Origin of the sequence: Capnocytophaga endodontalis, from assembly GCF_002209445.1 — a bacterium.
Classification (GTDB): Bacteria; Bacteroidota; Bacteroidia; order Flavobacteriales; family Flavobacteriaceae; genus Capnocytophaga; species Capnocytophaga periodontitidis.
In genome coordinates, this window is record NZ_CP022022.1 from 582,785 (window position 1) to 600,978 (window position 18,194).

Genomic DNA, 18,194 nt, shown 5'->3' on the forward strand with positions numbered 1-18,194 from the left:
AAAACAAAAAAGACTGCTTTTTAGCAGTCTTTTTTTATTTTTTACTATTTTGTTTGCCTAAATAATGGTCGAGGGCAACGGTCATCGAGGGGCTTTCGGGTGAAGGCGCTTTGATATCGATGATGAGTCCTGCTTCTTCAGCAGCTTTAAGAGTTGCATCGCCATAAACGGCTATTTTAGTTTTCTTTTGTGAGAAATCGGGGAAACTCTTAAAAAGGGCTTCTATACCTGCAGGCGAAAAGAAAGTGAGTATATCGTACTTATTTTCTTTCAGTGCCGAAATATCACAGTATACTGTGCGGTAAAACACCACGCGTTCCCATTTGATTTTGATTTCGTCTAAGGCTGCAAAAGCCTCTGGTTTGGGTACATCCGAGCCTGGGAAGAGAAATTTCTCATCTTTGTATTTTTTGAGGATAGGCAAAAGATCGGCGAACTCTTTTTTACCTACATATATTTTGCGCTTGCGATAGGTGATGTACTTTTGCAGGTAGTAAGCGATGGCTTCCGATTGGCAAAAGTACTTCATTGTAATAGGCACTTTAAAGCGCATTTCTTCAGCTATGCGAAAATAATGGTCTACTGATTTCCGGCTGGTGAGAATAACGGCTGTAAAATTAGTAAGGTCAATCTTCTGCATTCTAATGTCCTTAGCGGTCATCCCTTCTACTTTGATAAAAGGCACAAAATCTACTTTCACATTGTGGTTTTGTATGATTTGTGCATACGGAGAGTTCTCAGCCTTTGGTTCTGGTTGCGAAACTAATATCGATTTTACCTTCATAAATGTTATTTCTTCACACTTCCTAAAAATACCTTGTTCCGTAAACGAGAAAGATATAGGGTGCTATTTCAAGGGTGCAAAGATACAAAATAAAATAGAATAAGTATGGTTTTATTTCTTTTTGATTGGATTTTATGATTTTAAGCCAACTTAATATATTGATAATCAGTAGTATTATCAACAATACTAAAAGAAGTAAAAACAAGTGTTTTTCGCTTGTAAAAGGTAGATAAACACCAAAAAAAAGGACGATTACCATCACAATTGCAGCGTACGACGAGTAGGCTACCCTGCTAAAAATGTAGTCTCTACTAAAATCGGAAAGATCGAAAAGACTGCTTATCCACTGCTGAAGGAGGAGTTTTACAATAAGGAATACAAATATAAAAAGCACTATTTCTAAGAACATAAACTTCTCGGCATAAAGTGTTGTTATTCCATAGTGTTTCAGGCATACGTATACAAAAAGCGCTAAACACAAACATTGTGTGAGGTAGAGTACTACTGTAAAGAGGTGAAGTTTGCGTTCTTTTTTGCCATAGATAATAATGTACTTATTGTTGAACAACAGTCGTTGATAGTCGGTAAAATGTTTAGGATAGAACACGCGCAGGAAGGCTACCAACCCAAAAATGAGCAGGAAGGCAGGGAATATCCAAGTGAGATAGGTGCGATGTATGAGCAGTGCGTCCAAAATTACTAAATGGGTTATTTAATGAGTTCTTCTTTGAGTTCTTCTTTAGGTTGTGTTTCTGTTTTGAGCTCGTTGTTAGAGGGGTTCATCGCTTTGCTGAGGCTGTCGCGTTGCAACTGGATTCTCTTTTCTACTTTCTTTACAATGGTATCGTATTCTTTGGGAAAAGAAGCGTAGTACACCATATTTTGTGCCAGCGAAAGACTGTCGATTGCGTATTTTTTGTAGATGAACTGTTGTGGGTTGAACTGCAACGAGTCTAATTTTTGGGCTTGTGAAACTTTCATCGATTCTAATACTGCCAAATCGTAAAGCAAGTTTTCCATTTGTTTTTCGTCTAAAAACTTATCGGGTTTGGGCACGATGTTCTTTTTGCAGGCTGTTACTGTGAGTAGCAAAGCGAATATATAAATAATTTTCTTCATAGTTTGTTTTATTATCTGTTGAAAGTGATGCGTTGCCCCTGAGGGGTAGCTATTACCTTACCATTGTGATACACCTGCTTGCCGTTTACAAAAGTGCTCACTACAGCCGAGTGAAATTGTTGTCCTTCCAGCGGACTCCAGCCACATTTATACAGCAGGTTGTTTTTCTGTACCGTCCATTGGGTATCCATATCCACTAACACAAGGTCGGCGTAATAGCCTTCACGCAAGAACCCGCGGTCTTTTACCTGAAAAAGAATAGCGGGATTATGACACATTTTTTCTACTATTTTTTTGATAGAAATGCTACCTTTATGAGCTTTCTCGAGCATTGCCACGAGTGAATGCTGTACCAAAGGTGCCCCTGAGGGGATATTAGTATAGCCTTTGCGTTGTTTTTCTTCCAACGTGTGCGGTGCGTGATCAGTAGCAATCACATCCAGACGGTCGTCCAAGAGGGCTTGCCACAGCGCAGTGCGGTCATCAGCAGTTTTTACTGCCGGATTCCATTTGATGAAAGCCCCGCGAGTAGTATAATCATCTTCCGAAAACCACAAGTGATGCACACACACCTCAGCGGTGATTTTCTTATCTTTTAGTGGCATATCATTGCGGAAGAGGTCGGTTTCCTTAGCTGTCGAAAGGTGGAACACGTGCAAGCGTACGCCGGTTTTTTCAGCCAAAGCAATGGCGCGTGAAGAGGACAGATAGCAAGCCTCAGCACTTCGGATATGAGGGTGCAGGTCTATAGGGATATCCTCGCCATACAAGGCTTGATAGTGGGCTAAATTCTTGCGAATAGTTGCTTCATCTTCACAATGGGCAGCAATTACTAAATCTACATTATTGAAAATAGCTTCTATGGTTTTCTCGTTGTCTACAAGCATATTCCCTGTGGAAGAGCCTAAGAAGAGCTTGACCCCTGCACAAGCGTTTTTATCTAAGCGTTTCAATTCTTCGAGGTTGTCGTTTGTACCTCCCAAGAAGAAAGAATAGTTAGCATAAGAAGATTGTTTGGCAATCGCAAATTTCTCTTCCAAAAGCGGAATTGTTACGGTTTGAGGTACGGTGTTAGGTTGCTCAAAAAAGGTAGTTACACCGCCGGCTACCGCAGCCCGACTTTCGGTAGCGATAGTAGCTTTATGAGTAAGCCCAGGTTCGCGGAAGTGCACTTGGTCGTCAATCACCCCAGGGAGGAGGTATTTACCTTCGGCTTCTATCACCTCATAATTCCCTTTAGGAGTAATGTGGGTACCTATTTGGGCAATGCGCTCTCCCTCAATCAAGAGGTCGCCTTGAAAGAGGGTGTTTTCGTTTACAATAATGGCGTTTTTGATAAGGGTTTTCATTGTTACCTATTACTTGTTACCTAAATACAAGGTGTTTATATATTCCACCTGCGAGTTCTTGATGATTTACATATTCAAACCCTAAACGGGAGTAAAGGCGTTCGGCTTGTGGATTTTGTACATCCACGAGTAAGCCTATGGGCTGAGTAGTTACCTTTTTAAGGTGGGCTACTAATTGTGAGCCTATACCTTTACCTTGAGCAGTGGGCAGTACGCTGAGAGTATCTATATAAAGTTCGCCTTCAGCGGTTTCATCTTCCAGCACAATATCTATACCATAGCTACTGCGAATGAGTGCCAACACAGGGGCGCGCAAACGGTGCAAGTGAGCACCATCATAAGCAATTATCGACCCTATTACGGTATTGTTTTCCTCGTATAGCCAAGCATTTTTATAGGAATATTGATTATCTTCTTGTTCAAAGAGCTTTTGTAGTAGGGCAATAGCTTCTTCTTTATGGTCTTTGCCTATCATTTTATACACGATTTCCTCCATTGCTTGAAACATTAAGGGGGCGACAGCAGAGGCATCGGTGGGGGTAGCAGGTCGTATCATCCGTTTAAAAATATCAGTTTTTGAATTAAGTTTTCTCCCAAGCGCTCGTTGAGGTTCTCAATAATTTTAGTTTTGCCATAACTCAATTCGTTGCTAAGTGCAGGGGAGCTCAAGTGCACATATAGGGTGTTGCCTTTGAGCTCTACCGAGGTAGTATAGCGCGCTATAGCTGTACCCATCAGTTCATTCCAAAGGGTTGGCAACGAGGCTTTTTGCAAACCGTAATTGAGGTGGTTTTGCTTTACAATGAGCTTGATAACCTCCGAGAGGGTGTGAGTATTTCCGTCCATAATTTTAATTCTTTAATTACTTATCATTGTAATGTCCAAAAGCAGAAAGTACTTCTACTTTTTTTTCTTCCTCAAAAACTTCATATATAAAGCGATGTTTTCCATTGATTCGTTTGGAATATACATTTCTTTCTCCATATCCTTTAAGAGGTTCCGTCTGTCCAGTTCCTTTTGTAGGGGTCTCTTCTAACTCATCTAAAAAAGCATCTATCTTTTTTAGTATTTGTTTATTACCCGATTGCTTATGGATTTCTAAATCACTGAAAAATTCTTTTGAATAAATAATCTCAAAGGCTGGTTGTTTTTCTTCCATTAGTCAAACATCAATTTTTTCATTTCTTCCCTACTCATTTGTATTTTTTCACCAGCTCTTGCACGATCTATTTTAGTAAAAAAAGCCTCCTTAGTCATCAAAGTCTCGTCCTTTTCTTCTTTAATAACCTTGGTCGTAGCTTTCAAACTGTTTAAAATTCTTTCGATAAATGGAAAGTCTACAGCTTGTATTTCTGATTGGAATGTAATTGTGGTTGCTCCCATAGTTTCAATATTTTTTGCAAATGTACAAATTAATTATCAATTATCAATTATTTACCTGACCTATTACTTGTTAGCTATCACTAAAGAAAGAGGTTGCCTAAAGTTTAGACAACCTCTTTACAATTATAAAGCCAGCAGTACTCAAAGCTGGATTTTGTTAGTTACATTCTGTTTTAAACTCTGCTCTGGTTCCTTGTTTTCTCCATCCTGCAGGAATATTAGCTAATTGTTCAGCGCTTACTTTTATACATTGTAAGGAATTAGCTCCGTTCAATTGCATATACGTAAGTTTTGTGTTTTTTGAAAGGTCTAAACTCGTTAGAGAATTGTTCTCATTTAGGTACAAACCTTTGAGTTCGGTAAGTTTAGAAATATCTAAAGAAGTGAGTTTGGAATTATTGCAATACATATTAGTAAGACTTGTATTAAGAGTAACACCTTTAAAATCAGAACCTCCACAAGCAAAGGTTTTGATATGCTCATTTTGAGAAATATCAATACTAATAATACCTTTTTCTCCAGAAAATTCCATTTTTGTAAATTTTCCATAAATAGAAACTGTATTAGAGCTACCTATTCCTACAAAAAGGTTTCCTGCTTTTACACTGGGATATAGAACTTCTAACAAAGCCTCACCTTCATCTTTTACACCATTGTTATTCCGGTCAAACCACACCTCAGGAATATCATTCTCTGCAATTGCAACGCTTAACATAAAGGAATCACCTTCAGCCTTGTTAGTAACAAAAGTTACTTTAGGTGTTATGGTAGCAGTTCCTTTTAGCGGAATGGTAACAGTTCCTGCATTGCTTTTAATCACTAAGTTAGCTGTTTTATTTCCATTAGTTTTAGGAGAAAGGGTAACGGTAAATTCGTATTTTTTACCTACTCCTATAGTAATGGGCGAAGCGGAGGTTGTAAACTCATCGGCATTAGCACCTGTGAATTCCACTGATGTAATAGTAACATCGGTTGTACCTGTGTTAGTGATAGTGAAGGTTTTAGAAGTAGTACCATTCACAAAATCGCCTTTAGGGGCAGTTACTTCCACCTTAGGGGTTGGTGGTTGTTGCGGATTGTCGTCATTCTTTTTACAAGAAACGAAAGTAGCGAATGCTAATGAAAATAGCATTACTGAAAAACTGAATCTTTTTTTCATAAAACTGAATTTTAAATTTTATTGGCAAATATACAAAATAATTGCCAATTGACAATGAACAACTTGTTTTTGTTAGTTACAATCTATTTATTTGTCGCTTTAGTTATATTTGTAACAACCTATCCTCTTTTTGCGCTTTTTGGCATACTTTTAGTACGTTAGCCCGCACAAGCATTGGTACATTAGAAAATCTTTTGTACTTTTGCGCCCTTATAAAATATAAATTAATAGCACATTATTATGAAAAAAATTGTAGCAATAGCGGCTTTATTAGCCACTACCATCGCCTTTGGTCAGGCTCAAAAAAAGAATGGTTGGGAGCGTGCCAAACTCAATGGAAAAGTAAAAACATATACCCAAACAGGTATCCAAGTTACTGAAGAAGGACAAGAAATCCCTATGAATTCTGAACTTTTTACTCAGTTTGACAAAAAAGGAACTCCCGTGAAAATGTACTCTAAACAAAATGGTATGACCATCAATTTTGTGGATGTGTACGACAAAGAAGGACTTTTGTTAGAATCGGCTTCTCGCGATGATTCTAATACCCTCCTTTCTAAAAACGTATATGAATACGACGAGCGCGGTAACCTTACCAAACACGATGTTGAAACTCCTGATGGTAATATCTTTATGAGTCGTATCAATGCTTATAACGGTCAAGACCAGTTGATAGAACGCACCGAATGTATGGCTGGATTGTGCGATGAGAAAATCACCTATACCTACCTTCCTAACGGAAAAGTAGCTGAAGAATCTAAATACAGCAAAAAAGAATTATCAAGTAAAACTGTATATACTTACGATGCTAAAGGTAATACCATTGAAAAACAAGTATTTGACAAAGATAATAACCTAAAACAGCGCATTACTTCAGTTTTTGACGACAACAACAACGAAACAGAAGTAAAATACTTTGATAAAGATGGTAATGTTACCAAAACAGAATCGTACACACTTGTGTATGACAAGAAGAAAAACTGGATAAAGAAAACAATGTCGGTTGATGGTAAACCCACGATGATTTTACTTCAGAAACTAAAATATTATTAATAGATAGCAAAAAAAGCTGCTCCGTTTTAGAGCAGCTTTTTTTTTAGATACTTTTGCAAAATCCTACTTTTCTAACTTCTATGAGATTTAAAATTCTCTTATTTTTTAAGATACTTAAAACTTTTCACTACTTTTGCATTCTGTACTAACGGACTATTATGTATAATCTCATTATTTATCTTATAAAAGCAATCCTCCCGCTGATTGCCCTCTTCAATAAAAAAATACGTCTCTTTGTAAGCGGACGTAAAACTGTATGGACAACTCTTAATGAAAAATTAGATAAAAATACGCGTTATGTGTGGTTACACGCGGCTTCCTTAGGTGAGTTTGAACAAGGATTGCCCGTAGCCAAAGCCCTTAGAGCACAAGGTTACAAAATACTCATTACTTTCTTCTCGTCCTCAGGTTATGAGGTGCGCAAAAACACCCCCGATGCTGATATAGTAGTCTATCTTCCTCTCGATACTCGTGCGAACGCTCGTAAGTTTGTACAACTCGTAAATCCTGTAATGGCTATCTTTGTGAAATACGAGTTTTGGGTGAACTACCTCAATGAACTTAAAAAAGCGCAAGTGCCTACTTATTTGCTCTCCGGTATTTTTAGAAAAAACCAAATTTTCTTTAAGCCTTACGGCAGAATGATGCGAAAAGCGCTGCACTGTTTTACGCATTTCTTTGTACAGAACGACCTTTCTAAAACCCTGCTCAACAGTTTAGGTTTTACTAATGTAACGGTGAGTGGTGACACCCGTTTTGACCGTGTAGCCGAAATAGCCGAGAGAGACAACCATCTCGATTTTATAGAACAATTCAAAGGGGATGCTTTGTGCGTGGTATTTGGTAGCTCTTGGCCTGCCGATGAAGAGGTTTATTTGCAGTATCTCAACACTTGCAAAGCTAATATAAAATTTATTATTGCCCCTCACAATATCCACCCCACTGAGATAGCTGTACTGAGAGATAACAAGCAGAAATTAGACCGCAAAGTTGCCCTTTTCAGTGAGAAAGATACTCTTAACCTCTCTGATTACGAGGTACTCATTCTCGATACTATCGGTATGCTCACCAAGGTATACAGTTATGCCGATATAGCTTATGTAGGTGGAGGTATGGGAACTTCGGGATTACACAATGTGTTAGAACCAGCTGTTTTTGGTATTCCAGTGATTATTGGTAAGAACTATGAAAAATTCAATGAAGCGAAAGAATTAGTCGCTTTAGGAGGTGTACTATCTGTTGATAGTAGAGAAGCATTTGCTGAGGTGATGAATAGCCTTGTAAATTCGGATGAAAAACGACAGATAGTAGGAAATATCAATCGTGATTATATAGCAACAAAAAAAGGCGCTACAAGCACCTTTTTAAAGGGAATATAAAATAATTAAATTCTAATAAAAACTTTGCCAAAGTGCTATAACATAAAAGCTATAAATACTTTGGCAAAGTATAATTTACAATCTTATTGCTTGTGTAGCTCGCACTACTCAGATTGTGCTTGAATTACAGCAAGCGTAGCCAAATTCACCATTTCATCAACAGTAGAACCGAGTGTAGTAACGTGAATAGGTTTGGTTAGACCTAATATTACGGGGCCTATGGTATCTAAGTGTTGGGTTTCTTTGAGGAGTTTATAACTGATGTTTGCTGCCTCAAGGTTAGGGAAGATGAGTACATTAGCCCCTTTGCCGTTGTTGAGTTTTGAGAACGGATAATTCTTGGCAATCTTATCGGGATTGAGGGCAAAATCGGCTTGGATTTCTCCATCTACTACTAAATCAGGGTAATGTTTGTGCAAATAAGCTACCGCCTCACGTACTTTGAGACTGCTTTCAGACACTGCCGATCCAAAGTTAGAATACGACAACATCGCTACTGAAGGTTCTAAACCAAACGATTTTACTGCTTTTGCCGTTAGTAAAGCGATATTAGCTAACTCTTCGGCAGTAGGGTTGATATTGATAGTCGCATCGGATAGGAAAATAGGTCCTTGCTTGCTGAACATAATGCTGGCAGCAGCGATGCGGCGCACTCCTTCTTCTTTTTTAATAATCTCTAAAACAGGGCGAATAGCTTTTGGATAAGCGTGTGAATAACCTGTAATCATCGCATCGGCTTGACCAGTTTCTACGAGCATTGTACCGAAATAGTTGCGTTCACGCATTAGTCGTTCAGCTACTTCATAAGTGATACCACGGCGTTCGCGCAATTTCCAATAGTGTTGTACAAACTTCTCACGGCGTGCGCGCTCGGCATCGCTCTTAGGGTCGATTACATCTACACGACCGTTAAATCCTATTTCGTATTTAAGGGCTTTGATGAGTTCTTTATTGCCTAAAAGCACTGGAATACCAATACCGTCCTCATAGATGCGTTGGGCTGCTTTGAGCACTTCTAATTGGTCGGCTTCAGCGAATACGATGCGTTTAGGAGCGCGTTTGGCACGGTCTTGCAAGAGACGTATTTCTTTGCTTCCTACGCCTATTCTATCCATTAATTCACCTTTGTAGGCTTCCCAATCGGTTATAGGTTTCTGTGCCACTCCCGATGCCATAGCTGCTTTGGCGATAGCAGGGGGTACTTCGTAAATCAAGCGAGGGTCAAACGGTTTAGGAATGATATAGTTGCGACCGAAAGTAAGGTTTTCGCCGCCATATACAAGACTCACTTTTTGAGGTACAGGTTTTTTAGCCAATTCGGCAATAGCGCGTACCGCAGCGAGTTTCATTTCTTCATTGATTTTGGTAGCTCGAACATCTAACGCTCCGCGGAAGATATAAGGGAAACCGAGTACGTTGTTCACTTGGTTAGGAAAATCGGAACGACCCGTTGCCATAATGATATCTTTACGTGTTTTGATAGCCAAATCATAATCGATTTCAGGGGTAGGGTTTGCCATTGCAAATACAATTGCATCCTTGTTCATAGAGAGCAACATCTCTGGGGTAAGCACATCGCCTTTAGAAAGACCGATGAACACATCAGAGCCTTTTACGGCTTCTTCGAGGGTGTGGAGGTTGCGGTCGGTAGCGAACTCAGCTTTTTGTTCGGTGAGATTAGGGGAATCTTTGCGAATTACTCCTTTGCTATCGCACATTACAATATTTTTAGGGTCGGCACCTAAAGCTACATAGAGGCGTGTACAAGAGATAGCAGCAGCACCTGCACCATTTACTACTATTTGTGCTTTGGCGATGTCCTTACCTACGATTTCCAAGGCATTGATGAGGGCAGCAGCCGAAATGATAGCTGTACCGTGCTGGTCGTCGTGCATTACAGGGATATCCAATTCTTCTTTTAGGCGTCGTTCAATTTCAAAAGCTTCAGGAGCTTTGATATCCTCGAGGTTAATACCCCCAAAAGTAGGTGCAATTGCTTTTACGGTTTCTATGAATTTATCTACATCGGTGGCATCTATTTCGATGTCGAACACATCGATACCCGCAAAGATTTTGAAGAGCAAACCTTTACCTTCCATTACGGGTTTAGAGGCATCGGCGCCTATATCGCCTAAGCCAAGAACCGCAGTTCCATTAGAAATTACGGCTACCAGATTGCTTTTGGCAGTATATTTATAGGCGTTGCTTTTATCGTCGGCGATAGCCAAACAAGGTTCGGCTACCCCAGGTGAATAAGCCAACGCGAGGTCGTGTTGTGTAGCGTGTTTTTTAGTAGGTACGATAGCAATTTTCCCAGGTTGAGGGAACTCGTGATAGTGTAATGCTTCTTCTTTTTTTCTTTGATCCATTTGTTTTAGGTAAGAGGTAAGAAGTAAGAGGTATTACCTAATTACTTGTTACCTATTATTGTTTATAAGTGCAAAATTATAAAATAATTACGAATTATGAAGTACGAATGACGAAAAATTAGGAATTACCTCATCGGCGGCGCAAAGTACTTGCTCCTCTCCTACCCCTATGACTCTCATTCCAGCGGCTTTAGCAGCTTGTACGCCTGCAGGAGCATCTTCAAACACACAGCACTGGGCAGGAGGCAGTTGCAAAAGTTCAGCAGCTTTGAGAAAGACTTCGGGGTTGGGTTTGGCTTGAGTTACCATAGTGCCATCAACAATAGCATCGAACAGCGGCAAAATGCCTGTGCGCTCTAATACCAAACGCGCGTTCTTACTGGCAGAGCCCAAAGCGATTTTCTTACCTTTGTTTTTCAGCGAATGCAAAAAATCGGCTACACCTACGAGCAGTTCACTGCTATCGATATGGGCGATGTACTGCAAATAGAGTTCGTTCTTGCGGAGAGCTAAGGCTTGGAACTCATTTTTAGGCAGTGTTTTACCTGCCCACTGAAGTATTTTGTGCAGAGAGACTTCCCTACCTATGCCTTTGAGTTGCTCGTTATGTGCGGGAGTGAGCTCAAAGCCAAATTCTTGAGCGATAGTTTTCCACGCGCGGTAATGGTACTTGGCGGTATCTACGAGTACGCCGTCTAAATCAAAAATATATCCTTTCATTGAAAAGTGAATAGTACAAAGAAAAACCGCTATAAGGGGGACTTATAACGGTTTTCCGAAGTATGTTAGTTTTAAATTTTATTGAATAGGGTAAGGTTTGTAGCCATTAGTTCTTAAACCTCTGAAGTAAGATGCTATTTCTGTACCCCAACTACTTGCATAGGTATCAATACTACCTGCAGGAACGTAAAGCACACGTCGTTCAGCATTAGTTGCACGGAAAGAAGTACCTACTGCAGGAGGAGTAGTGGCTCTACAAGTTACTTTTACTAAATTTGTTATATCAAAAGCACCTTTTTCTATTTTTTCTACAGAAGCAGGTAAATCGATTTCTGTTAATTTAGTATTTCTAAAAGCACTTTTACCTATTACTTTTACTCTTGTCATTGTAACAGTAGTTAAGTTAACACAACCATGAAAAGCATCTTCATCTATTTCTTCTACATTTTTCAAATCAACGCTTGTAATATCTTTATCTTTAAAAGCTTCTCTTCCTATTTTTTTAGCATCAGCAGGTATATCAACGTGAGGAGGTAATACAGCTCCTGGTTTTACAGTAAGGACACCATCGGCATCTACAATGAAATAGCTAGTAGGTACTGAAGCTTTTATAGTAAAGTTAAGTTTCAATATTTGTCCGTCGCCGTTGATAAGATTCACACTGCCTGTACCTACGCTTTTAGCGGTTACTTTGATACCAGACACTGCTTTACCAATAGGTCGATTTACTCGATCATAAACAGTTTCAAGTGAAAATACAGCTGTTACACTGCCATCAGTAGTCATTTGTACTCTATCAAAACGGCCATTAGTAGTACCATCATCAGTAGTAGTAGTGGTATAAACTCCTTGTAAGTTGATGCTGTAAGTACTATTTAAGCTCAACTCGGTAGGGGCGCTTATTGCTTTGAAAGGTATAATTACATAAGCAGGTACTTTAACCTCTTGATTTTTATCTACATCTTTAAAAGTGATTTCGTGGTGCAAACCTTCACCTTTTCCTCTTACTTGGAAGTTGCCTAACTCATCAGCGAAAGCTGTATTTCCTACTGACATAGTATAGTTGCCAGATCCTTCTTTGATACGACTTCTAAGATTGGTTACTTCATTCTTTTTGAGGAAGATAGTACTTGCATCTACTTTAAAGCCATTTTTATTTTCTACGTTTTCTTTAAACACGTGTACATTGAGTACAGCTTTTTGAGAGCGATTACCATTCTTAACTTCTACTGTAGTATCTCCTTCTTTTACTCCTTTTACACTTATGAAGAGGTAGTTACCTGTTCTTCCTGCGATAGCTACTTGAGTATTATTAGATTTAATATCGGTCACTCCAGAACCAGAAGGAACAAAGAGTTTTACTTGAGCTGTTTTATCTACAGCTACTGTTAGATTTGAGTCTGTAAATCTTATGACATTGTCGTCGTCACCTCCACTGTCTTTTTTGCAACCAGTGAGTGCTGTTGCAGCTAACGTTGCTGCCATTAATGTTAAAAATGTAGTTTTCATTGCTAAATTTTTTGTATTATTATACTTTCATTTCAATTTCGGGACAAAGGTAGTACTTTTTATAAAAAAATGCAAATCATTGAGAGATAAAGAAGTAAGTTTTTTGTGATGAATGTAACAAATTATTTTAAGTTATTGAAAATCAATATTTAATGTATAAAATAAACAAAAGGTAATAGATAAGAGTTGTGATAACTCTATCTATTACCTCATTATTTTGTTATTTAACAAAAGCTATACTTCTTCTTGGTCTTTCAAGTGTTGAATGTATTGAGCTTTTTGGATTTCGGTTCTTCTGCGTACAGATGGTTTGGTGAAATGTTGTCTTTCACGTAGTTCACGTACTACACCAGTGCGGTCGAATTTGCGTTTGTAACGTTTTAAAGCTTTATCGATGCTTTCTCCGTCTTTTAAAGGGATTATTAACATAGTGATTACACCTCCTTTCAATTTTCAGGGCGCAAAAGTACAAAGTAATTTTCTAATTTGCAAATTTGTCAATTAGAAAATTAGTAAATTTTGAAATAGACATCTCTTCATCATCAGATTCAAAAAAGCGATATTCGGGTGAAATACTTTTATAAACTTCCTGTAGCTGAGGTGAATAGGTGAGGGGTTTCCCAAAAGAAAGGGCAATGTTATGAGCGATGCATTCTTTGGCGACTTTTAGATTTTTGCGAAAACCGTGGAGTATCCAGAGCTGTTTGGTTTTAGTGATTTTTCGCAAGTGAAGGACTTCGGAATAGGCTTTTACACAATGGATGATGAGCGGGAGCTCTAAGGTTTCGGCTAAGTAAATGTGCTTTAAAAATATTTCTTGCTGCAGGGGTAGGGGAGTAGTGATGTTTTTGTCGAGCCCACATTCGCCAATAGCCCAACAGTTGGGATGTTTTGCCAAAGGTACTAAGGCTTCCCATTGTAGTTTCCAATTCTCTACATACCAAGGATGTATGCCTACCGAGAAGGGTTCGGTAGTATTGGCTGTAAGGGGGTATTGGTTACGAATCACTAAAGTATCAGCTGTGGAATGCTGAATATGAGAGTGAATGTCTAAGTACATTTTCAGGTGTCAGGGTGCGAGCCGCACGGGCAAGGATTAGGGGTTAGGGTTTGGAGGGGGTAGCGAAGAGTTGTGTCCAATAGTCGCCACTATGAGCTGCACCTACTTCGGTTACATTGGGGTTCATTATATTAGCGCAATGTCCTGGGCTGCTGAGCCAACTTTTCATCACTTCTTCTTCATTTTGTTGCCCCATAGCTACATTCTCAGCCCAAGTAGTCCACTTGTAGCCTGCTTTACTGAGGCGATTACCAGGGGTTTCACCGTTTTTGCCATAGTGAGTCATTGTATTACGGCGACGCATATCGTCGCTATGGGCTTTAGCTACTTTTTCGGGGGTAGTGTTCCACTTGAGGGGTGGTACTGCCTTGTAGTAGGTATTGCCACAGTTACAACCTTTTTGGCGCTGCTGGTTGATGAGGGCGAGCATCTTGTTAGTGCTCAAGCCCGTGTTGTTATCACTATCCTGTGATTTACTACATTGTAGCGATAGGATTGCTAAGAGTAAAAGGAGTTTTTTCATAAATATAAGTAATAAGTGTTCTGACAGTTTTAATCACTAATAGCTAACTTTTTTATTTTTCTCTGGTAGGTTTGTAGGTAATTGCGTTGGAGTTTCTCAGGGAGGAACGAACGCTGGATTAGAGTTATTACCTTATCAGTTTGAGAGGTGAGCAGGGTTAGGGTTTTGGTGATGAGTTTTTCGGGGAGCCCCACTTCTTTACCCAAGTGCAAAAACTGTTCCCTTATTTTTTGTTGGTTGAAAGGGGAGGGGAGAAGTCCGCTTTTTAGGGCAAAAGGGTGATCGTCTATATGGATAGCTGTATTGAGTAAATCATAAGCGGGAGACAATCTAAAATCGCCTTGTGGAGACTGTATCAGCGAGAAGTTCTTCAGGTGAGCATCGCCATTAGAAAACAAATAGTTAAAAACAATGAGAGTAAACAGTTTAAGACTTTCTACTTGCCACGCAGCTACATTTTTTTTCAATATATTGAACAAATCGAGGTAAGTACCCGTATATTTATAGTCGGTACCGTGGGTTTGAACAGTTTTTCCTAATAGAGAAGCAAAGTCTTCTACTGCATATTTTTCGCCATTAGGGGCAATATCAAAACGTTTGGTGATGTATGCGGGTGTGCCATCGGCAAAGAAGATAAGGGCATTTTCAGCGGTTTCTATACCGAATACCTGCTGAGCGATTTGCATAGTGAGGTGTTCATTAGCAGGAGCAAAGGCTTCATTTTTAGGCATCTCACTGATAGGTTTCAAAATATAAGTACTTTGCTCACCTTTTTGGGTTATTCTAAGAGAAGTGTTGTCCAGTGTCATTAAAATCTTTCTTTGATAACCTGAAATTGAAAGAGAGTACAGAGGTTTATAACTGTTTTTTTCTGTTTTTAGTGAAAAAGACAATAGATGAGATACTTGCTTCCCGTTGAACAAACGGCGCAAAGCTAAAGGTGAATATGTGTGATAACCTTCAGAAAGTAATGAAGGACATACATTTAATGTTTTCATTGTTAAATTGGTTTTACAGTAATTGCTCCAATGCTATCGTACTGAGCAGCTACCATTAATAATCCAAAGTCATCATCGCTATCAATTTTTGAATCTATACAAATGCGTTCTCTATTTTTTCCTTCAGGGAGCATATTAAAGAAAAAAGCAAAAAGATAGGGAGAATGATATTCTTGTTGTGTTTTTAGAAAACTAAAACTAATAGCAGGTTTTTGACTATCAGCAAGCCAATAGTTGTGATATCTAAAAGTAAAACAACCATCGTTGTGCTGAGTGAGGATGCCAGCTGGTTCTCTTTTATAAAAAATTTCTGCTTGTCTCATTGAGTCATATCTTTAATGGTTAGATTCAATTCTAAACCAAGTACCTCTAGTATTTTTTGTAAGTTTTTCAGGGTGATATTACCTTTACCACTCTCAAAATGTTTCAGAGTACGCAAACCTACCCCCGAGAGTAAAGCAACCTCTTCTTGATTGACATTCAGTACTTTTCGTCGTTTTTTAACGGTTTGTATTAATTCTTGAAAGTTCATTATATGGCACTTTTTGTGCAAAAGTAGTGAAAATAATAGTAGTATACAAGTAAAAGTGCTATTTATGGTACTTTTAATTAGATTTTTTCTTCTATGTGCTCTCTTATCTTGCTCAGTGAATGGGAGATTTTCAGGAATATTACTTACTGAAAGTTAGTAATATTTGCAAAGATATGTTGTAACTCAGGATTGAAGATATTATTGGGCAAGGTAAGATATTGCCATTAGTCGAGGTGAACCCTTTCAAGTGCTCGTTTGTAAGCGTAGGTTGAAAGCTGACTGTAGGTTACAAACGAGCACAACAAGAAAAAGAGAGTTGCTAATTTTTCATTAGAAAATTTCTCTTTCTGAGAAATGGAAATGACTTTCGATAGCGGCATTTTCATCACTATCAGAGCCGTGAACAGCGTTTTCGGTCACTGAAGTGGCGTACTTCTTGCGCAAAGTACCCTCGGCAGCGTTTTCGGGGTTGGTGCTCCCTAAGAGTTCACGGAAATTAGCTACAGCATTATCTTTCTCAAGGATAGCTGCTACTATAGGTCCACGGGTCATAAAGTTGAGCAGACTCTCAAAAAAAGGTTTGCCTTTGTGTACGGCATAGAATTGTTCGGCATCACGGCGGGTGAGCTGGGTGAATTTCATCGCTTTGATGGTAAAACCAGCAGCGATAATGTCGGTAAGGATAGCCCCTATATAGCCTTTTTCAACGGCATCGGGCTTAATCATTGTAAGGGTTCTGTTTGTAGTCATTGTATGTTGTTTTATTAGTTTCAGCCACAAAGATACAAGTTTTTTTGAAAAAAACTTGCAGTGTAATAAAAAAGTTGTACTTTTGCACCGGCAAGTCCTACACGACCAGCTCCTGAAAAATCCTCCAGGGTGGGAACACAGCAAAGGTATTCGGTTGTAGCGGTGCGATGTAGGTAGCTTGCCACTTTTTTTTTGTAATTTGTCAATTTGACAATTTGCTAATTTTGAAATTTGCTAATTAGCTCGTACGCCTCTTGTACTTGTTTAAATTTTTCTTCAGCACCTTTTTTAATGGCAGCATCTTCAGTAATCACTCTATCGGGGTGATATTTTTTTGCCTTATTTCTATAAGCTTGTTTTACTTCTTCAGCAGTAGTAGCATTGGGTTGTAATCCTAAAATAGCATAGGCTTTTGCCAAGGCATTGGGCGTGGTGTTGTAAGGGTTGTTATTATCGTTTTGGCTACTGCCAAACATTGCCTTGATACTCTCAAAATCACTGTTTTCTATACCAAAATGATAAGCAATTTCTCGTATTTGTCGTACCTCTTCCTCACTTATCACCCCATCCGATTCGGCAATACCAAACAAGAAATACAAGATTTGCAATCGGGTTTCGTAAGTAGTGCGCACCCGCACATAGATAGCAATACGAGTAGCATCTAATTCTCTACCTTTTATGAGTTCGTTGAAACTGCGAAACACTGCATTAGCGCGCTCTTTGCCATATAGGCGCACGAATTGGAGTCGCACGAAGTCGAGTTCTGCTTGAGTGACACGTCCGTTAGCTTTGATAACGAGAGAGCAGAGGGAGAGGAGGTTGAGTTCGAAAGTTGCGGGGGAGATGTGCGAACGGAAAGGATTGTTGAAGCCTTTAGTTGTGTTAGGCTGCTGGGCAAAGCGTTTGAAAAATAAAAAGAATAGGATTCCTATAAGGATAGCAAAGAATTTCATAAAGGAAAATAAGTGAATTAGTAAATGGGAAAGGGGATAGTTCTATAGTTTTTTATAACGTTTCAGGATAAGTTCTTCAGTAGTTACACAAATATCTAATCCTTTTTCTTTTAATCCATTTATAAGTACCTTATCACCTGTCCAAATTTTATGTTTATACTGCAAGTGAAAGGCAATAAAGCGTTGATTCCTTCAGGTCTAATCAAAGCACTGAAAAATATATTACTATCTGTAATTACAATCATTTTTCTGTTTTCATTTTAGCACGTTTGGCGTAAAAGCGTTTGGCTGCGTTTTTTTTAACTTGATTTGATAACTTTATTAAGAAATCACGATGAGCAATAGGAATACCATACTCATCTTCTTCGATTGTTGTGTTGGGAATAGTATCTTTTTGAGTATCTAAAAAACCTTCTACAATAGTAAAATCTAATTTTTTAGCATATTCTATAAAAGCTAAGGCTTGAGCATTATTATTATTAATAGTTATTGTAATAGGCATAACGATTTTTTTTGCAAAGATACAAAACAATTGATAATAAGCAATTTCTTCT

At 38.7% G+C, this 18,194-nt stretch carries 23 protein-coding genes, 1 other RNA gene and 1 pseudogene; 3 read left to right on the forward strand and 22 right to left on the reverse strand.

The window, feature by feature from the left end; genetic code table 11:
• Positions 1 to 34 precede the first annotated feature (34 nt).
• The 9 genes from CBG49_RS02845 to CBG49_RS02885 all read right to left on the reverse strand — a co-directional run bounded on the left by CBG49_RS02845 (position 35) and on the right by CBG49_RS02885 (position 5,794).
• The gene (locus CBG49_RS02845; RefSeq protein WP_009750715.1) at positions 35 to 784 is read right to left on the reverse strand and encodes a uroporphyrinogen-III synthase; all 750 of its coding nucleotides are present in this window, start codon (positions 782 to 784) and stop codon (positions 35 to 37) included.
• A gap of 22 nt (positions 785 to 806) precedes the next feature.
• Entirely contained in the window at positions 807 to 1,478 is a 672-nt protein-coding gene (locus CBG49_RS02850) for a DUF4271 domain-containing protein (RefSeq protein ID WP_088593291.1), read from the reverse strand.
• 14 nt (positions 1,479 to 1,492) lie between these two features.
• The gene (locus tag CBG49_RS02855) at positions 1,493 to 1,903 is read right to left on the reverse strand and encodes a DUF4296 domain-containing protein (protein ID WP_088593292.1); all 411 of its coding nucleotides are present in this window, start codon (positions 1,901 to 1,903) and stop codon (positions 1,493 to 1,495) included.
• 11 nt (positions 1,904 to 1,914) lie between these two features.
• A complete protein-coding gene (locus tag CBG49_RS02860) occupies positions 1,915 to 3,252 on the reverse strand; it encodes a dihydroorotase (RefSeq protein ID WP_088593293.1) in 1,338 nt (445 codons plus the stop codon).
• A 16-nt stretch (positions 3,253 to 3,268) separates the two neighbouring features.
• A complete protein-coding gene (locus CBG49_RS02865; RefSeq protein WP_088593294.1) occupies positions 3,269 to 3,808 on the reverse strand; it encodes a GNAT family N-acetyltransferase in 540 nt (179 codons plus the stop codon).
• A complete protein-coding gene (locus CBG49_RS02870) occupies positions 3,805 to 4,098 on the reverse strand; it encodes a DciA family protein (protein ID WP_088593295.1) in 294 nt (97 codons plus the stop codon). The genes CBG49_RS02865 and CBG49_RS02870 overlap by 4 nt, the downstream gene beginning before the upstream one ends.
• Positions 4,099 to 4,114: 16 nt before the next feature.
• A complete protein-coding gene (locus tag CBG49_RS02875; RefSeq protein WP_088593296.1) occupies positions 4,115 to 4,411 on the reverse strand; it encodes a Txe/YoeB family addiction module toxin in 297 nt (98 codons plus the stop codon).
• A complete protein-coding gene (locus CBG49_RS02880; protein WP_088593297.1) occupies positions 4,411 to 4,635 on the reverse strand; it encodes a hypothetical protein in 225 nt (74 codons plus the stop codon). The genes CBG49_RS02875 and CBG49_RS02880 overlap by 1 nt, the downstream gene beginning before the upstream one ends.
• A 157-nt stretch (positions 4,636 to 4,792) precedes the next feature.
• Positions 4,793 to 5,794 carry a choice-of-anchor D domain-containing protein gene (locus tag CBG49_RS02885; protein ID WP_009413099.1) on the reverse strand — a complete coding sequence of 334 codons (1,002 nt, stop codon included), beginning with the start codon at positions 5,792 to 5,794 and terminating at the stop codon, positions 4,793 to 4,795.
• 240 nt (positions 5,795 to 6,034) lie between these two features.
• Here CBG49_RS02885 and CBG49_RS02890 point away from each other — a divergent pair, with 240 nt between their 5' ends.
• Both CBG49_RS02890 and CBG49_RS02895 read left to right on the forward strand, forming a co-directional pair.
• Positions 6,035 to 6,847 carry a type IV secretion protein Rhs gene (locus CBG49_RS02890; RefSeq protein ID WP_088593298.1) on the forward strand — a complete coding sequence of 271 codons (813 nt, stop codon included), beginning with the start codon at positions 6,035 to 6,037 and terminating at the stop codon, positions 6,845 to 6,847.
• A gap of 158 nt (positions 6,848 to 7,005) precedes the next feature.
• A complete protein-coding gene (locus tag CBG49_RS02895; RefSeq protein WP_088593299.1) occupies positions 7,006 to 8,226 on the forward strand; it encodes a 3-deoxy-D-manno-octulosonic acid transferase in 1,221 nt (406 codons plus the stop codon).
• A 104-nt stretch (positions 8,227 to 8,330) separates the two neighbouring features.
• Here the strand turns inward: CBG49_RS02895 and CBG49_RS02900 are convergent, their stop codons facing one another.
• The 10 genes from CBG49_RS02900 to CBG49_RS02945 form a co-directional block, all read right to left on the reverse strand.
• A complete protein-coding gene (locus CBG49_RS02900) occupies positions 8,331 to 10,595 on the reverse strand; it encodes an NADP-dependent malic enzyme (protein ID WP_088593300.1) in 2,265 nt (754 codons plus the stop codon).
• A gap of 87 nt (positions 10,596 to 10,682) precedes the next feature.
• Positions 10,683 to 11,315 carry a beta-phosphoglucomutase gene (pgmB, locus tag CBG49_RS02905; protein ID WP_088593301.1) on the reverse strand — a complete coding sequence of 211 codons (633 nt, stop codon included), beginning with the start codon at positions 11,313 to 11,315 and terminating at the stop codon, positions 10,683 to 10,685.
• A 78-nt stretch (positions 11,316 to 11,393) separates the two neighbouring features.
• Complete coding sequence (locus CBG49_RS02910; protein ID WP_088593302.1) at positions 11,394 to 12,824, reverse strand: leucine-rich repeat domain-containing protein; 1,431 nt, start codon at positions 12,822 to 12,824, stop codon at positions 11,394 to 11,396.
• A gap of 234 nt (positions 12,825 to 13,058) precedes the next feature.
• Positions 13,059 to 13,253 (reverse strand): 30S ribosomal protein S21, encoded by a 195-nt coding sequence (gene rpsU / locus CBG49_RS02915; protein ID WP_009413086.1) that lies wholly within the window; start codon positions 13,251 to 13,253, stop codon positions 13,059 to 13,061.
• Between the two features lie 52 nt (positions 13,254 to 13,305).
• The gene (locus CBG49_RS02920; protein WP_088593303.1) at positions 13,306 to 13,884 is read right to left on the reverse strand and encodes a TatD family hydrolase; all 579 of its coding nucleotides are present in this window, start codon (positions 13,882 to 13,884) and stop codon (positions 13,306 to 13,308) included.
• A 43-nt stretch (positions 13,885 to 13,927) separates the two neighbouring features.
• Complete coding sequence (locus CBG49_RS02925; RefSeq protein WP_088593304.1) at positions 13,928 to 14,407, reverse strand: CAP domain-containing protein; 480 nt, start codon at positions 14,405 to 14,407, stop codon at positions 13,928 to 13,930.
• Positions 14,408 to 14,436: 29 nt separating this feature from the next.
• Positions 14,437 to 15,405 carry a type II toxin-antitoxin system HipA family toxin gene (locus tag CBG49_RS02930; protein WP_088593305.1) on the reverse strand — a complete coding sequence of 323 codons (969 nt, stop codon included), beginning with the start codon at positions 15,403 to 15,405 and terminating at the stop codon, positions 14,437 to 14,439.
• A gap of 2 nt (positions 15,406 to 15,407) precedes the next feature.
• A complete protein-coding gene (locus tag CBG49_RS02935; RefSeq protein WP_088593306.1) occupies positions 15,408 to 15,728 on the reverse strand; it encodes a HipA N-terminal domain-containing protein in 321 nt (106 codons plus the stop codon).
• Entirely contained in the window at positions 15,725 to 15,937 is a 213-nt protein-coding gene (locus CBG49_RS02940; protein ID WP_088593307.1) for a helix-turn-helix domain-containing protein, read from the reverse strand. Before CBG49_RS02940 ends, CBG49_RS02935 begins: the two co-directional genes overlap by 4 nt.
• A gap of 330 nt (positions 15,938 to 16,267) precedes the next feature.
• The gene (locus CBG49_RS02945) at positions 16,268 to 16,687 is read right to left on the reverse strand and encodes a nucleoside-diphosphate kinase (RefSeq protein WP_088593308.1); all 420 of its coding nucleotides are present in this window, start codon (positions 16,685 to 16,687) and stop codon (positions 16,268 to 16,270) included.
• A gap of 88 nt (positions 16,688 to 16,775) precedes the next feature.
• Between CBG49_RS02945 and ffs the strand changes: the two genes are divergently transcribed.
• An RNA gene (gene ffs, locus CBG49_RS02950) (signal recognition particle sRNA small type) lies at positions 16,776 to 16,874 on the forward strand.
• Between the two features lie 31 nt (positions 16,875 to 16,905).
• Here the strand turns inward: ffs and CBG49_RS02955 are convergent.
• The 3 genes and pseudogenes from CBG49_RS02955 to CBG49_RS02960 form a co-directional block, all read right to left on the reverse strand.
• Complete coding sequence (locus CBG49_RS02955) at positions 16,906 to 17,640, reverse strand: molecular chaperone DjiA (RefSeq protein ID WP_088593309.1); 735 nt, start codon at positions 17,638 to 17,640, stop codon at positions 16,906 to 16,908.
• Positions 17,641 to 17,682: 42 nt separating this feature from the next.
• Positions 17,683 to 17,820: pseudogene (locus CBG49_RS16020) on the reverse strand (PIN domain nuclease); the annotation flags it as partial.
• A gap of 61 nt (positions 17,821 to 17,881) precedes the next feature.
• Positions 17,882 to 18,142, reverse strand: coding sequence for a glutaredoxin-2 domain protein (locus tag CBG49_RS02960; protein WP_088593310.1), 261 nt, complete (start codon positions 18,140 to 18,142; stop codon positions 17,882 to 17,884).
• Between the last annotated feature and the right edge of the window lie 52 nt (positions 18,143 to 18,194).